Here is a 16597-nt window from a genome sequence, read left to right on the forward strand (position 1 = left end):
TCACTCCTCTTGGTCTACTTTAACGTCTATGACAGTGATACACTGGTTTGGGTGACTGCAGGTTCAGGGGATGTCAACTGTACCCCTAAAATCTGCAGGGCTTCAGGCTCAACCCGACTAGGTGCCTGTGTTAGCAAACAGGTCGCCGAGGTCGTTTTTGGAAAAGCAATGACCTCACGAATCGACTCGCTGCCATTCAACAACATCACTAACCGATCCAGCCCAAAAGCAAACCCAGCGTGGGGTGGGGTCCCATAGCTTAACGCCTCCAGAAAAAAGCCAAATTTTTCCTGCTGGGCACTGCTATCAATGCCCAGGAGATCAAAGACCACTTGCTGCAGGGCTGGGTTATCAATCCGTACCGAGCCGCCGCCGATCTCATATCCATTGATCACTAAATCATAGGCATCAGCTTCAGCAGTAAGCGGATCAGCCCTTAATTGTTCTGCGGTGACCGCCCGTGGCTTGGTAAAGGGGTGGTGCATGGATGCTAAATCGCCAGTTTCCGACACTTCAAATAGCGGAAAGTTAACCACCCAGAGTGCAGCAGGGCGCTGCTGATCAACCAAGTGAAACTCCTGACCCAACTGCAAGCGCAAGGCCCCCAGCGCCTGTGACACCACTGATTGATCACCGGCCGCGAACAGTAGTAGATCACCCGGTTGTGCCTGGGCCCGCTCCAGCAAGGCTGATAACCTCACTTCATCAAAATATTTAGCCAGCGGACCTTGGACAGTGCTAGGTTTATCAACCGCTATTGCCTGTACCTTAAGCCAAGCCAATCCTGTAAGACCATAACGCGTCACTAATGTGCTATAGCTTTCCAACTGCTTACGACTACAGTGGAGTCCTTGAGGGACACAGAGTAGCGCCACTCTGCCTCGGGGATCTTGTGCGGCCGTTGCCAACGGTGTAAAAGAGATGGTTTTCAGCAGATCGGCTATATCGATGAGCTCCAAAGGATTACGACAATCGGGCTTATCCGACCCAAAGCGCCGCATCGCCTCCTGATAGGTCATCACCGGAAAAACCGGCAGGGTCTGCCCTTGAAATTCAAGCCATAAATAACGGACCAATGCCTCGACTATCTCGCGCACAGTGGAAGAGTCTACGAAGGAGAGCTCCAGATCGATCTGCGTAAATTCGGGTTGGCGATCGGCCCGTAAATCTTCATCACGAAAGCATTTAACAATTTGATAGTAACGATCAAAGCCGGCAATCATCAATAACTGTTTAAACAGCTGTGGCGATTGTGGTAGGGCGTAGAATTTCCCGTGATGTACTCGGCTCGGCACCAAATAGTCCCGTGCGCCTTCAGGCGTTGCCCGGGTTAACATCGGTGTTTCAATGTCTAAAAATCCCCGATCTTGCAGAAAGCGGCGTACCTGAGCGGTGATCTGTGACCGCAAGATAATCCCCTGAGCTTGCTCTGGTCGGCGTAGATCCAGGTAGCGATATCTCAGGCGCTGCTCTTCACTGCAGGATTGGTTGAAATCCACGGGTAATGGGGCTGCCGCATTGAATAGATGCAACGTCTGGGCGATCACTTCTATCTCCCCCCCGGACTGCTCCTGTTTAATCTGTGCCGAAGGACGCAGCGCCACTACCCCGGTCACTTGTAAACAGGCGGCCTGCCTCAGGGTTAGCGCGGTCTGAAAAGCGGCTGGGTATTGGGGATCACAGCGCACCTGAAGACTCCCCGCTCGATCACGTAACTCAATAAAGACTAGGCCACCCAGATCACGCTGTCGCTGAACCCAACCACATAAGGTGATCTCAGCACCGAGCTGCTGACGAGTGATCTCTCCACAATAGTGGGTGCGCATCATAGAACTATCCTTTTGGCAAATAGGGCCACGCCGCTACTAGCAGCGATCTTAGGCCACCTGGGCTACTCGTTTGAATAGTATCAATAAACAAAAAGTTTGAATAGCTATCGTCAACGAATCACTGTAGGCAGCGCGGTTCAGCAAGCAGGCCAGGCGGGAGGCTTAGCTGATCACTATAGCCCGTTTATCCTGTGGTAACGTCGCCTAGTCAGTGATTGATTCCCCAATCTCACAATTTTTCTATCAAATAATTGACAATAGCAATACAGATTAGTAACCTAATGATTGTTATGATATTATTTAAGCACAGACTAATATTTATTTATAAAATTTAGGATAATACTAATCATGTCACATACAAAAGCTTCTAGCTCATCAAATGTCTCTCCAAGTAATATACAAATACATGAAACAGATAAAAATGCAACCATACGAATTATTGATAATAGCATTGATTATTTTGTAAAAACTAAAAAAGATATAGAAAATATAAAAGAAATAGATAGTATAACAGAAACCCTAGAGTCAAAGCTGCTCAACCGAGAACTTAAAATAGAAACGAGTGTACAAAAAGAGCTAGCATCAAGAGCTAGCATCGGTAAGAATGATAAAAGTAAAGCAGAGTGTCTTATAAAAGACAGCCAAAACCAATTAACCCGTATTATCATTTTTAAAAATGGTAAATTTGAAATTTGTAAAAAGTTAGATGAACTAAAAAAAGTACAAGATGAGCTCCTAAAAGCAATCAACAAAACGTTATTAACAAGAATAGAAAAATATATAACTAAATGTAGTAAAGAAAATATAAAGACTATAAAAGAAAATCTAAAGGCTATCAGTAGTGATTTTGAACGATTAACCATCAAGTGTGTAGAATCTGAAGCAATAAAAATCACAGATTTTTTTAATAAAAAAGAACAAGATTTCAAAGAAAACATTGATAAACTAATAGCAATATTGCCAGACAGCGATACTGTTATTAAAAAAGCATTAACCGATTATTGTGAAATATTGAATGCATTTAAATCTAACGGTGTGTGGGATAATTTAATAGATTGTAATCAATCTAGCAGCCGTTACCTTGCTTATGCTAACAAATGTATAAATAAAAATCAGACTGATTCAAAAAAAAATCCAGAACCTCCGGTAGGGCAGGATCAAAATTTGATAGAACAAATCAATGCAAGCACTACAGTTAACGCCCCAAGCACTACAGTTAACGACCCAAGCCCTTTAATCTCTGATCCTCCTTATGATCCAGGTTCTATTTTTAAATTTTAACTGATCATCAGGTGACCTGGCGCTTAGGCGATAGGTCACCATCTACGCATTTTCTGTAGGACAAAACCCTGCCATCCATTATACTATCGACTCTTATATCTTTAAGATAAACCGCCTAAAAACACCATGCCAAACCGAGATAGGCTATTTGACACGCCACGATCGACTCTGGAAGATTTCACATTCGACACCGCGGTTGCTGCCGTGTTTCCGGATATGGTGCAACGCTCCATTCCAGGCTACCACACCATTATTCATACGCTTGGTCAACTGACCAAGCGCTTTATGCGGCCTCACAGCCGTGCCTATGATCTCGGATGCTCATTGGGCGCGGCTAGCCTGGCTATCTATCACCACCTATCGCTCCCTGGCTGCCAAATTATCGCCATTGACAGCTCTGCTGCGATGGTGGCTGGTTGTCAACGACAAGTAGTCGCCTTGGGGGCGCAGCACACTATCCAAGTCATTCACGCGGATCTCAATGAGATTACGATTGATGGTGCCGCCCTGGTAGTGCTCAATTTTACGCTGCAATTTATGGCACCTGAACAGCGTTTGGGGATACTGCAGCGGATCTACCAAGGTTTACAACCTGGGGGCTTGCTGATGCTCTCAGAAAAACTGGCGTTTACTGATCCCAGTCAGCATCAACTGCTGGATGAGTTGCACCTTGATTTTAAACGGGCTCAAGGCTACAGTGAGTTGGCTATCAGCCAGAAACGCACCGCTTTAGAACAGGTGATGCGGATCGATACCCTGGAAACTCACCAGGCTCGTCTTAGGCGTGCCGGTTTTAAGCAGATCACGCTCTGGTTTCAATACCTTAATTTTGGATCCCTCCTGGCGCTAAAAAACTCAGTTTAACCCCCCATGCTGACTATTGAACCACTCTATCAGGCCTCCAACAGCCGACGCTGGCAGCACTGGCTCATGCATCTTCCTGCACAGTTGGCGATGTGGCAGCAGAGCCCACAGTATACCCTCTTTATGCAGGGGTGGCCTATCGTACAGCAATTCCCCCCGGTGCTTCCAACAGCCCGTGATCTCCAGAATAGTGTCACAGTACACGGCCAGTTTTTAGCTGAAACAGCGGTAGCGTACTCAATGACTCTCTCCAACACTGAGCCCCCCTGCCCTTGGCAACGGCAGTTGGCAGAATTACTGCACCAGCTGGCGCCCTGGCGTAAGGGCCCTTTTAATCTCTACGGCATCTCTATTGACAGTGAATGGCGAGCGGACTGGAAGTGGCAGCGATTGCTGCCACATATCACCCCCTTGAAGGGCCGTTTAGTTCTGGATGTCGGCAGCGCCAATGGCTATTACTTATGGCGGATGGTCGGAGCGGGCGCTCGATGCGCCCTTGGAATCGATCCCATGGGGCGTTTTTTAGCCCAGTTCACCGCTGTGCAACGGCTGTTAGGGGGCGATCTTCCGGTCGTTCAGCTCCCCTATACCTTAGAGCAACTGCCGCCGCTGATGACTTTTGATAGCGTCTTCTCCATGGGTGTGCTCTACCACCGTCGTGATCCCCTTGAACACCTACAACAGCTCAAGCAGCAGCTACGACCGGGGGGTGAACTGGTGCTAGAAACCTTGCTGTTACCAGATGAGACAGTACCCCTACTGCTCCCTAAACAGCGTTATGCTCAGATGCGGAATGTCTACGCTATTCCCTCAGCAACTACCTTGTTGACTTGGCTAGAGTGCTGCGGTTTCAACAACCCACGCCTAGTAGACCGAACACACACTACGGTCGCTGAGCAACGCTGCACCGACTGGAGCGGTCAACAGTCACTGCTCCATTGGCTAAGTCCCCAGGATCCCAACAAAACCATTGAGGGCTACCCAGCCCCACTACGGGGGGTAGTCGTGGCCAACGGCCCTTAATTTCCCTTGGGCGATGGTGCTTTCTAGCACCCCTGACAACCGAATGGCCGCTATTTTCAACCATGAGTGGACACGGTATGATAATGGCCTAGAGCGAAGACAAAGCTTAGGGTGCCACACGCCCTGATAAACCAAAAATTGACAACCACTAAAAAGGCAACCGAGTGCATCTGCAACAGTTGATTACTCAAAAAGTAAGGGAAGCGCTGGCGGCGGCCCAACTACCCGACACCTTGGATCCCCAAGTCCGTCCAGCCACACAACCGCAGTTTGGCGACTATCAAGTCAATGGACTATTAGCCGCAGCTAAACCACTAGGCTGCGCTCCTAGAAAGCTAGCTGAGCAGGTTATGGCCCACTTAGATCTTCAAACGATCGCACAACGCATCGAGATTGCCGGTCCTGGTTTTATCAATATTTTTCTCTCTCCTGATTGGTTAGCCCAACAAGCTGAGTGTGCTTTGCAGAATCCCCTGTTGGCGGTCACCCCCGCTGTACCACAGACCATTGTAGTCGACTATTCAGGACCCAATGTCGCTAAGGAGATGGCGGTCCATCACATCCGCTCAACGGTAATTGGCGATGCGATGGTACGCACCTTGATACGCCTAGGGCACCGGGTGATCCGCGCCAACCATATCGGGGATTGGGGAACGCAATTTGGCATGCTACTCGCCCATCTGACAGAGCACTCACAACCGATCGCATCATTGACCCTTCAAGCCTTGGAACAGGGTTACCGTCAAGCCAAACAGCGCTACGATAGTGATCCCGCTTTTGCTGAGCGATCACGCCTGGCGGTAGTACAACTGCAACAGGGGGACCCACACCACTTGGCGCAGTGGCGCCAGATGGTGGAGATCAGCATGCAGCAAAATCAAAGGCTCTACGAGCGTCTTAAAATCCTGCTGACCCCTGACGATGTCATGGGAGAGAGTCTGTATAACCCGCACCTGCCCCCTCTCATTGCTGATCTCAAGGCCCAAGGCTTGGCAGTGTCCAGTGAAGGGGCTTGGGTGGTCTATTTGCCACAGTTCACTAACAAAAACGGCGAACCAATGGGAGTGATTGTCCAGAAAAGTGATGGTGGCTTTCTCTACACTACGACCGATATCGCCTGTGCCAAATATCGCTATGACACCTATGCCGCTGATCGGCTACTCTACTATGTTGATTCCCGGCAACAGCAGCACCTGCAACAGGCCTGGGCTATTGTGCGGCAAGCGGGCTATCTCCCGCCTCAGACGACGTTAGAACATCACGCTTTTGGTATGATGCTGGGTGCCGATGGTAAACCCTTTAAAACCCGCAGCGGTGACACCATCAAACTGGCTGATCTGCTGGATGAAGCCCTAGAGCGAGCCGAGCGATTAATCACGATGAAAAACCCAGACTTGACCCCTGAACAGCATCAGAAGGCAGTCGAGGTGATCGCCATGGGTTCACTGAAATATGCTGATCTCGCCAAGCATCGTGCGACCGATTACTGCTTCGACTGGGAGCGCCTGTTGAGCTTAGAAGGTAACACAGCCCCCTATCTGCTCTATGCCTATAGCCGTATTATCTCACTCTTTAAGCGAGCACAGTGTGCCCCCGATCAGTTATCTGGAACGCTCCGCCTCTCTCAACCCGCTGAGCAGCGCCTGGCTGTTCAACTGCTGCGATTTGAAGAGACCCTCTATCAAGTGGCTGCAGAGGGATTGCCCCATCTGATGTGCCACTACTTATATGCGTTAGCCGGTCTCTTCTCGAGTTTTTATGAGCAGTGTCCTATCCTTAAGGCGAGTCAACCGGCTGAACGTCAGAGCCGGCTCAAGTTGGCAGCCTTAACTGCCAAGACGCTGCAACAAGGATTAGCCACGTTGGGGATTGAAACCTTGGATCGAATGTAGAGAGTACCAAACTGTGTTAAACAATAACGCTAGCCGCCTCGCTAGCTACTGCACTCCTCTAACGTTGAAAAGGATTTAACTAACTCATCAATCGCTTTCAACTGTAGTAGCAGAGGCTGCAACTGCGACAGAGGCAGTGCTGATGGGCCATCACACTGTGCGCGGCTCGGATCGGGATGCGCCTCTAGAAATAGACCTGCTAATCCCACTGCCAGGCCCGCGCGCGCTAGCTCGGCCAGCTGGGCGCTACGCCCATCTGAGGCCCCTGCTAAGGGATCACGACACTGCAATGCATGCGTCACATCAAATAACAGCGGATAACCGCCGGTCACCTGCTGCATCACTTTAAAACCCAACATATCCACTACCAGATTATCATAACCAAAACAGCTGCCACGTTCACATAATAATAAGCGTTGGTTACCAAATGCGCGAAATTTTTTAACAATATGAATCATCTGCTGTGGGCTAATAAATTGTGGCTTCTTGATGTTAATCACTGCTCCAGTGCGGGCTAGCGCCTCTATGAGATCGGTTTGGCGGGCTAAAAAGGCTGGTAGTTGTAAGACATCCACGACCTCAGCTACCGCTTTAGCTTGCTGTGGCTGGTGCACATCCGTCATCAGTTTCACCCCAAAGGTCTCTTTAAGGGCCTGCAAAATTTTTAGGCCACTCTCTAATCCTGGGCCACGATAGCTCTGTACCGAAGAGCGATTAGCTTTATCAAAGGAGGCTTTAAATACATAAGGAATGGCTAATTGGTCGGTGATTTGAACATAGTGCTCACAAATTCTAAAAGCTAGATCCTGCGACTCTAATACATTCATGCCACCAAACAGTACAAACGGCAGGTGGTTAGCCACCGGCATCGTGCCAATATGAACTGTTTTTTGTAGGGATGGTGAAGTTGCACTCATGGGGTGTTCTCCGAACAAAGTGATGCCGCTATCAATGGGATAATAAGCCTGTGGCAGCTTGCCCAATACCTAGTCGTGGCTGTTGGGCTAAATCGTCTAAGGTAGCTACCTGCCCATACCCGGCCGCTAGTAGCCGTTCAAAAACCGCGGGGCCTTGCTGCCAACCATGCTCTACCAGTAACCAGCCACCAGGGAGTAGATGGTTTCCAGCCTGTTGGATAATGTGCTGTAAAGCCGCCAATCCGCCCTCTGCAGCGACCAAAGCCTTTCGGGGCTCAAAGCGCAGATCACCCGATTGTAGATGAGGATCGGCAGCCTCCAAGTAGGGGGGATTACTCACGATAGCGCTAAATTGACGCTGCAATACCGGTGTAAACCACTCTCCAATGAGAAAGGTGACATTCTGTCGTGCTAACCGCTGAGCATTGCATTGTGCGACTGCGACAGCCTGCGGGCAGCAATCAATGGCCGTGATCTGGCAATCAGGCCGCTCTTGGGCCAACGCTAAGGCGACGGCACCGCAGCCTGTTCCCAACTCCAGGATCTCACAGGGAGACTTAGGAAGCCGTGCTAAGGTCTCTTCGACTAAGTGCTCGGTTTCTGGCCGCGGAATCAGGGTCGCCGAGGTCACCTGTAAGGGCAACGACCAAAACTCTCGTTGCCCTACCAAATAAGCGATGGGTTCCCCCCGCTGGCGCCGCTGAACCAACACTGCCAACTGTTGCAGGAGGGAAGGCGTTAAGGGGGTCTCCCCATAAGCCAACAACCAAGTACGGGATTGGCCACTCACCCAGGAGAGCAGCACTTCAGCCTCACAGCGGGGAGTTGAGGTCCCAGGCGACAGCAGCGCGATGGCCTGTTGTAACCACTGCTGGTAAGTCATGCTAGTTGATCAGCTAGATTAGCTAGTTGATCCGCTTGATGCTCTTGCTGTAGTGGCTGGATGAGCAAATCAAGCTGCCCTTCCAGTAGTTCACTTAAGCAGTAACGGGTCAAATTAATCCGGTGATCCGTCACGCGGTTTTGCGCAAAATTATAGGTACGGATACGATCAGAGCGATCACCACTGCCCAATAAGTTACGGCGTAATGTTTCGGTCTCCTGCTGCCGTGCCCGTTGCTCAGCGGCGCGAAGTCGTGCCGCTAATACTGACATCGCCTTGGCCTTGTTTTTATGCTGTGAGCGCTCATCCTGACACTCGACGACCAGTCCACTGGGCAGATGGGTAATGCGAATGGCGGAATCGGTGGTATTGACGTGCTGGCCACCGGCACCCGAGGAGCGAAAGGTATCGATTCTCAGATCAGCTGGACTGATTTGTTGCACCTCTGCTGCTGCAACCTCCGGCATCACGGCAACTGTGCAGGCGGAGGTGTGCACCCGACCTTGCGACTCCGTGCTAGGGACCCGCTGCACGCGATGGCCCCCAGATTCAAATTTGAGGAGACCATAGGCACCTCTACCGCTGATTTTTACGATCAGCTCTTTAAAACCACCTTGATCTCCGGTATTGCTGCTGAGGATACTGATCCCCCAGCGCTGAGTCTCAACATAACGGCTATACATACGAAACAGATCACCGGCAAAGATCGCCGCTTCATCGCCCCCTGTAGCTGCGCGGATCTCTAAAAAACAGGAGCACTCATCCTGGGGATCACAGGGAATTAAGTGACCCTGTAATGATTGTTCCAAGGTGGCCAGCTGTTCACTACTCTGCTGGATCTCTGCTTGTGCCAACTCCTGCCATTCGGGATCATCTAGCAGTGCTTGGGCGGTTTCTAAATCGATTTGTGCCTGCTGCCACTGGGTAAAGCACGCCATGATCTCGGTCAACTGGGCATATTCACGGGACAGGGCACAAAACTGGGTTTGATCAGCGATGACCGCGCTATCACTCAACAGTGCAGCCAACTCTTGATAACGCTGGTGCAATCCCTGCAATTTAGCAACCAATGATGCCTTCATGAGTCCAATATCCTGTCTGCTCGGGTTTTTTCTAAGGGTATGGGGTTATCTGACGCCTGCTGCAGCGGTTTCCCTAGCAGCTCGCTGGGCTGTTGGATCAGCCATTGGAGTAGTTTAGTCGGCTGATGGAGCAGCTGGTTGGTCAATTGATACGCCAATTGCTGCACCACCTGCTCCGCTGCTATCCCCTGTTGTAAAGCAGCCAAAGCTTGCTGTTCTAACTGCTGTCGCCGTTGATGGGCCTGCTCCCGAAACTGGCGAATGACTACCGTTCGCGAGGTGCTGGCTAACCACCCCATAAACGCAACTACGGCTCGGCTCACCATCGCTTCAGCTTGCACGATAGCTATTTGCTGTTGAGCCTGCTGGGAGTACAGTGTTGCCTGGACATCATCGATAGTATACAACCGAATCCCTGATAATTGAGCAATCTCTGCTGCCATATCCCGAGGTACTGCCAGATCCAGCAGTAGTAAAGGGGCCTTAGTGGCAGCCCGCTGTTGCAGCGCTTGATCGACTAAGGCGCTATTGAGGATGGGTTCCGGGCTGCTAGTCGCGCTGATCACGATATCTACAGTCGGCAACCACTGTGGTAATGAGTGTAGTGTAATCAGAGTTGCTTTGACACTGCAGGCTAAGGAGGTGGCCCGTTCACAGTGACGAGCTGCCAGGATTAGTTGACCAACCGATTGTTTATAGAGCTGGTGGGCCACCAAAGTCATGGCCTCTCCAGCACCTATCAGCAGTGCCGAAGCGGTGGACCAGGTGCTGATCTGCTGACGAGCTAACCGGCACGCGATGGTTGCTACTGACGGTGCATTGTTTCCTAGCCCTGTCTCCCGACGCGTCTGTTTAGCCGTATAGAAAACCTGTTGAAACAGCCGTATCAAAATAGGGGTCAGCGCTTGCTGCTGTTGTGCCTGATGATAGGCCTGTTTCACCTGTCCTAAGATCTGCGATTCGCCGACAATGACTGAATCTAAACCTACGGCAACTCGCATTAAATGGGTAATGGCAGCCTGATCAGTGTGCCAATAAAGCTGTTCCTTTAATACTGCAAGAGGAACCGCATGATAATGGCTCCACCAATCGAGAAGCTGCTGCACCTGTTCTTCTAAAGCAGCTGGTGAGGCCAGTGTCGATTGGAGATAAATCTCACTCCGATTACAGGTTGAGAGTAACAGCACGCCTTGAATCGACGGTTGTTGTAGCAGAGCGGTATAGACAGCAGCCCGTTGTGATGGTAGGAATAGCAGCTGCTCACGGAGCACCAGTGGCGACCTTTTATCATTAATACCGAGCACCAACAGGGTCATACAGCAACGTCGATCCGATAACGGTTAAATGGCTTGAACGACTCTGTGGGAATCGTTCATCATTGAAAGAGACTAGTGTACTGGATGGTTGAGTACAATAAAAGTGCGCTGATTGTTCATTGAGCGGACTCAGTCCAGGATCCTTCGCGCCAAAGACGCCGACAAACGGTTCGGTCGTCCACGCTCATTAACAGTGCAGCAGCTTGCAAGCGTGTAGTAGAGGCGGCTATCTATGGGCGTGCGAATTCAAGATAACCCGGCAATCTATTCTACGGGTGATGCACGCTGTCATGAACTAATGAAAAATGAGATATTCATTGTCTTTGACCACCAAAGGGAATAATAATTTCCCTTACAGATAGGCTATGAAATTTAGGTGCTTTCTCTAAATCTTTAAAAGTTAATTAATAGTGATAAAAGATAGCAAATAAACAATTTTTCTATTATAACTGTAACAGAGATTAAACTTTTAATAGTGCTAGTGATCGCTTCACGAATCAGCTAAAATGGCAGGATAAGTTCAAATTTCATCCCGGTAGGAAGTGTCCATGACCCTATTGTGTTGTTTTACATATCAGAATAGTATGCGCACCAGCAGCATCCTCCTCCCTGGTCACGCCATAAAGAGAATAACAGGCTGCCCAATAACACTGCCCTAGGGGTTTCATCTAACAATCATTTTGCAGAATATGCAGCCGTATTACATACCATTCAAAAAAACACAGATATTTCTAAAAATAACCGTGATAGACAATATTTTAAAAGCGTTGAAAATAAATTAAGCAAAATCCCTAATAGTGCTTTAGGTGACGAGGCTGCTACGATAAAACCTTGTGAGTATGAGTTATACTCATCACTATGGAGAACCGTACTATGCGTCTATTCAATTGTATGAAAACTAACAGCGTTCGTGAGAGCACTGTTAACTCACCGCCAGGTGTTAACCGAAATCATGGCAATACTGCTACTCTTAATGACTTAGGGGAGCGTTCTACCTCAAATCCTCGAACCGTTCAGCATACTAAAGTTCCACTTCAAAGTGAATGCTATTTATCAAACAAACTACACCTGACTCCTCAGCAATACAATTTGCTTCATTACTCCTATCTAGCAAAGGGTAACACCCTCAATCTATTGCGTAGATTTGCTGTTAGGGAGCAGACTGATACTGAGAAGCTTAAACAGTTTGACTCTAGACTGACAGAAGCTGTGGGCATAAAAAACCAATTTATTACAGCCTATCTAAAAGAAACAAAAAACACTGACAAGAGCCATCCGCTGATCGCAGAAAACTATGAAACTATAGAAGTCATAAAAAAACTGGTCAATAATCCACAAAAAATCAAAAAACTAGTTTATCAGTCAGAATCAAGGTATTTTATTGATTATAAAAAATTCTGCCCACAAGAAATATTAGAATTTAATCATGATTGTCAAAGATTGCTGACTGGTACCATAAACGACGAACCAAGAGTAGTTTTACGTGATTTATGTCGCCCTTACGCCGCCAGTGGTGTTGTCAGGAGACAATTACCTACAGTGAAGCAGGAGTTTGAAAAAGTCAAAAAAGCGGGAACAGTAGACAGAGATTTTTTAAAACTGATTGAACAGACTATTCACAATGTGGAAGTTGGGTTGCGTAATATGGATCATCCAGAACGCCGAGCTATTTTAGAAACAGTTGCCCCCAAAGTTCGTCCTGTTGACTCCTGGGAGATTGCTAAAGTTTTAGGAACTAATCGCATAATACTAGATAAATCAGATTCAGAGATAGACAATATTTTAAAAGCGTTGAAAGCTATCCCGTTAGAGTTGATTTGATAAGTTACGGGGTTGTTGTTAATGTAATAACTTGCAATTATTGTGCAAGCGTTAGTAGACTTTGCTAATCATTTAGTAAAGTGTGAGGCAGGCGGTTATGTCAAACTCTACGCTCCCCCCTGGCGAGCCGCCTGCTACTATCATTAGTGCTCCTACGACACAGAATCAACCCACTTACTCAGGGCCATCTCCTGGTGGTAGTGGTCGAACTTACAGGCTGGCTAACGGCCCCAATCCAATAAAAGATATTAATGGAATTCGAAACCTCCTGTCTACTGCCCTCCAAGAACCGCCGTTAAAATTATTGAATGGAGAAAATGCCTATAAAATTCCGCATTCACTAGCAGAGATAGAAGACATCATAGAAAATCCGGAGCTTCGATCACATTTACTGGCTATTATAGAAATGCTTAAGGAATCTCTTGATTCTGTGGAGAATAGTATGGATATAAACAATTCTGTAGCAGAAGAAAATGTTCTTTGGTGTTTGTTGGAAATAATTCACAAAAAAATAGAAGATCAAGGCGGTGAAAAAACGTCATCTACCACAGCAGCCGCTGGAAATATAGGAGAGCATGGTGTAGCAGAAAAACCACTAACGGATACAGCTGCTCCAACACCGTCAGCTCATCGTAATTATTTGACTAGTGCATCCAATGCCGCAGCGGACACACCCTGTTCTCTTGTAACTGATCATAGTAACCAGCAGCAATCGAGAATTTCATTCTCTAACTATAGAGCTATGAGTAGACTAGTCAATGAGATAGCTTTACTGACTAAAGCGGCCGCGCGGTTGGATGCGAATCAACATCATCGACTAGCCGGTGTGGCACTCAGTGGCAAACGCCTGGGGGCTCACCAGATCTCCTGGGAGAGACGGCAAGCCCTGCAGAAAACAGCTTCCCTTCCCGAACAATCTACCCTTTCTCAAGCTATGCGTCAGGGTTTTTCTAAAGATAGTGACAATCCTTTTATATATTTAATGCGGATCTCCGGACCAGGGGCCAACTTGACGAGGGCCGCCGCCCAAAAAACTGAGATCACTAAAAACAACCCTAATAATACCACAGCTTTTCAAAGTGAGCGTAAACCGAAAATTAGCACCGAAACCACTATAGTGCAGCATAGTACTAGTAACCAACAACCTCTTGTGTATCACTCCCTGCCGCCAGTTGCCACCGATTTCTCCATTGCCAGTCGTAGCTTTCAAACCCTCACCGAAGGTAGTAAACCCTTATTAGCCAGCGAGCGGGCTATTTCGAGGGCGCTATTTTTAGCACCTTTAAACGAGATGATTGATCAACTGAATAAAATTAAACCACCGTTAGATACCAGCGTTAAACAAAAACTAGCAGAGCAGAGCTCTAAAGGTGAATTCGCCACCAAGCAGGCTTTGCAAAAGCAATTAGATAGCGTTGACCTGGCCGTGACTGAGCTGTTGAATTGGGAGAAAAAAAAGCGGGATCCCTGCATAGCGGAAAAACAGATGGAGGAACTCCTGAAACTGCTGGAGACGCTCATCAGCCAATGGCAGCATCAACTCCTCCCCAGACCTATTGTGGCAGCTCTGAAAAACCTACGTGAATCCTATCAACAACTCAAGCATGCTCACCAATTAGCGGCTGCTGCCTGCCGTCGCAAGCCATTGAATCTGCCGGGGTAGTTATCAGTGAAGGGGAGGTAATGCTGATGACGACCACTGAGAGGCAGCTGACCACTCCAACCGTGAGGCTGTTAATAACTCCTATCTCTTCAAATTTCGCCAGGAAAAACTCTAAATCTCTGGTCAAAATCCGATGCTGATTACCCTCCTATCATTGATTAATTGTCTTATGAGCAGGAGCTATTTTAGCCTATCTTGCCCGACTCCCACTGGACCGTTCTCTGAAGCACCCTATCATTTTAAGGTGTAAACCCGACTACTCTACAGAGCGTATAATCCAGTAGACTATACTCTAGTTCAATGAATGAGTACTGCTATCAGAGAGTTATCCAGGAGGCCACTATGCCGATGAAAACACAATTACCCACCACTACTGCCCCTCTCTCTGCAGACTCCCTCTCCAAAGAGGGTAGCAACGTTCCGCGGAAGTTAGGAGAATACAGGATTAAAGTCGCTAGCGCGGCTCAGCCGGGCTTAGTCGCAGTCGCTCCTCCTTCAGGAGTTCGCTTGAGTCCTAACAACCATAATTTGCAGCAGCGCATGATTCAGAAACCCACTCATCAATGCACACTGCGGCCTCGTTTAGCTGGGAAAGAGTTCAAAAGCTTCGAACAGCAGTTGCCTAAAAACCCTTTAAAGATTAATAAATAAACATAATATTAAAGAGGAATAATATTACTCTTTAAAGTTACCAGGTCACTATAAGCGTTCATGCTTTATAGGGCCCGTGCCTTGGTATGGGGCATGAGCGTTCGTGTGCGGTAAAGAAAAATTTGTTATAGTACCGTCTTGACCAAACTAGATTGTTACAGCTGATGATAACGATGCGTTTTCGCCACAGTAACCCCTTAAAGCTTCTGAGCACTGGGTTACTCTTATGCCTCCTAACCACTGATGCTACGGCGACATTGCCTCTGACACCCGCCCCGACTATCCAGGCTACTGGCGCCATCTTACTGGATTATCACTCTGGGCAAGTCTTAGCTGAGCAACAAGCCGATCTTCAACATTACCCCGCTAGCTTAGTCAAAATAATGATGAGCTATGTGGTGGGTCAGGCGTTGAAGACGGGAACCATTCAGTTGTCAGATCAAGTCGTCGTCTCTCAAGAGGCTTCAGACAGAATTAAGTTTGCCGATTCCTCCAAAATGTTTCTTAAACTTGGCCAACGTGTGCCAGTTGCCGATCTGCAAAAGGGCATTATTATTCAGTCTGGCAATGATGCCTGTGTCGCCATGGCTGAGCATATCGCCGGTAGTGAATCAGCACTGGTCACTCTGATGAACCACTATGCTCAGGCGCTGCAGCTGGCTAACACGCGCTTTATCAATGTGCATGGGCTTGACCACCCTGATCAATATACTACTGCTCGAGATATGGCCCGTTTGGCCAGTGCATTGATTAGAGAGCTACCCGAGGAATACCAACACTACCAACAAAAAACCTTTACCTACAATGGAATTACACAGGCTAACCGCAATACCCTATTATGGGATAGCAGCCTGCAAACTGACGGGGTCAAAACCGGTGGCACCAGTCAAGCCGGTTTTAACTTAGTCGCTTCAGCGACCGACGGTGATAGACGGTTGATCGCGGTAGTGTTGGGGGCTCCTACCGCAGCCGCTCGGGCTGCTGAAGGCAAAAAATGGTTGCAGTGGGGGTTTCGGTTTTTCGAGCGCCGCACTATAGTAGCTGCTGGTGACGTTGTCACTAAAGGGCGGGTCTGGTTCGGGGTACAGCCAGAGGTCCCCTTGGGGGTAGTGGAGCCCCTCTCCCTCACCTTACCGCGCGGTCGAAGCCAAGCCGTCACCACCCATTATCAGCTGGATGGCGTGCTGAAAGCACCCTTACGGCAACATCAGATCGTCGGTCTTGTGCGCTTTGAATTAGCAGGAAAGTTACTCGCAGAGCGGCCTTTACAGGTGCTGGAGCCAGTGGCGCGTGGTTCATGGCTGACTCGTTGTAGAGATACCCTCACACTACGGTGGCATGATAAGCCTTAATCTATTCTGAGATCGTCCGTGGT

Annotated in this window: 13 protein-coding genes; 8 read left to right on the forward strand and 5 right to left on the reverse strand. The window is 48.5% G+C overall.

Annotated elements, in window-relative coordinates:
• Window positions 1-26: 26 nt before the first annotated feature.
• Window positions 27-1829, reverse strand: coding sequence for an aspartate--tRNA ligase (aspS, locus tag NL324_RS06325; RefSeq protein WP_253306783.1), 1803 nt, complete (start codon window positions 1827-1829; stop codon window positions 27-29).
• Between the two features lie 348 nt (window positions 1830-2177).
• On the opposite strand from aspS, the gene NL324_RS06330 reads away from it, so the two are divergent.
• The 4 genes from NL324_RS06330 to argS all read left to right on the forward strand — a co-directional run bounded on the left by NL324_RS06330 (window position 2178) and on the right by argS (window position 6889).
• Window positions 2178-3110 carry a hypothetical protein gene (locus NL324_RS06330; protein WP_253306784.1) on the forward strand — a complete coding sequence of 311 codons (933 nt, stop codon included), beginning with the start codon at window positions 2178-2180 and terminating at the stop codon, window positions 3108-3110.
• Between the two features lie 126 nt (window positions 3111-3236).
• Window positions 3237-3974 carry a carboxy-S-adenosyl-L-methionine synthase CmoA gene (cmoA, locus tag NL324_RS06335; RefSeq protein WP_253306785.1) on the forward strand — a complete coding sequence of 246 codons (738 nt, stop codon included), beginning with the start codon at window positions 3237-3239 and terminating at the stop codon, window positions 3972-3974.
• A 6-nt stretch (window positions 3975-3980) separates the two neighbouring features.
• Window positions 3981-4997, forward strand: coding sequence for a tRNA 5-methoxyuridine(34)/uridine 5-oxyacetic acid(34) synthase CmoB (gene cmoB, locus NL324_RS06340; protein WP_253306786.1), 1017 nt, complete (start codon window positions 3981-3983; stop codon window positions 4995-4997).
• A gap of 164 nt (window positions 4998-5161) precedes the next feature.
• Window positions 5162-6889 (forward strand): arginine--tRNA ligase, encoded by a 1728-nt coding sequence (gene argS / locus NL324_RS06345; RefSeq protein ID WP_253306787.1) that lies wholly within the window; start codon window positions 5162-5164, stop codon window positions 6887-6889.
• A 41-nt stretch (window positions 6890-6930) separates the two neighbouring features.
• On the opposite strand, the gene kdsA is transcribed toward argS, so the two are convergent.
• Genes kdsA through hemA form a run of 4 tightly spaced genes read right to left on the reverse strand, consistent with a single transcriptional unit; the run spans window position 6931 to window position 11087 of the window.
• Window positions 6931-7806, reverse strand: a complete 876-nt coding sequence (kdsA, locus tag NL324_RS06350; RefSeq protein WP_253306788.1) for a 3-deoxy-8-phosphooctulonate synthase — start codon at window positions 7804-7806, stop codon at window positions 6931-6933.
• Between the two features lie 31 nt (window positions 7807-7837).
• A complete protein-coding gene (gene prmC, locus NL324_RS06355) occupies window positions 7838-8689 on the reverse strand; it encodes a peptide chain release factor N(5)-glutamine methyltransferase (RefSeq protein WP_253306789.1) in 852 nt (283 codons plus the stop codon).
• Entirely contained in the window at window positions 8686-9771 is a 1086-nt protein-coding gene (gene prfA, locus NL324_RS06360; protein ID WP_253306790.1) for a peptide chain release factor 1, read from the reverse strand. Before prfA ends, prmC begins: the two co-directional genes overlap by 4 nt.
• Window positions 9768-11087, reverse strand: a complete 1320-nt coding sequence (gene hemA / locus NL324_RS06365; protein WP_253306791.1) for a glutamyl-tRNA reductase — start codon at window positions 11085-11087, stop codon at window positions 9768-9770. Before hemA ends, prfA begins: the two co-directional genes overlap by 4 nt.
• An 873-nt stretch (window positions 11088-11960) precedes the next feature.
• Between hemA and NL324_RS06370 the strand changes: the two genes are divergently transcribed.
• The 4 genes from NL324_RS06370 to NL324_RS06385 all read left to right on the forward strand — a co-directional run bounded on the left by NL324_RS06370 (window position 11961) and on the right by NL324_RS06385 (window position 16574).
• The gene (locus NL324_RS06370) at window positions 11961-12908 is read left to right on the forward strand and encodes a hypothetical protein (protein ID WP_253306792.1); all 948 of its coding nucleotides are present in this window, start codon (window positions 11961-11963) and stop codon (window positions 12906-12908) included.
• A gap of 742 nt (window positions 12909-13650) precedes the next feature.
• Window positions 13651-14571 carry a hypothetical protein gene (locus NL324_RS06375; RefSeq protein ID WP_253306793.1) on the forward strand — a complete coding sequence of 307 codons (921 nt, stop codon included), beginning with the start codon at window positions 13651-13653 and terminating at the stop codon, window positions 14569-14571.
• A 342-nt stretch (window positions 14572-14913) separates the two neighbouring features.
• Entirely contained in the window at window positions 14914-15222 is a 309-nt protein-coding gene (locus NL324_RS06380; protein ID WP_253306794.1) for a hypothetical protein, read from the forward strand.
• Between the two features lie 173 nt (window positions 15223-15395).
• Window positions 15396-16574 (forward strand): serine hydrolase, encoded by a 1179-nt coding sequence (locus tag NL324_RS06385; protein ID WP_253306795.1) that lies wholly within the window; start codon window positions 15396-15398, stop codon window positions 16572-16574.
• The last annotated feature ends 23 nt before the right edge of the window (window positions 16575-16597 follow it).

It is taken from the genome of unidentified bacterial endosymbiont, from assembly GCF_918320885.1.
In the GTDB taxonomy this organism is placed as follows: Bacteria; Pseudomonadota; Gammaproteobacteria; order Enterobacterales.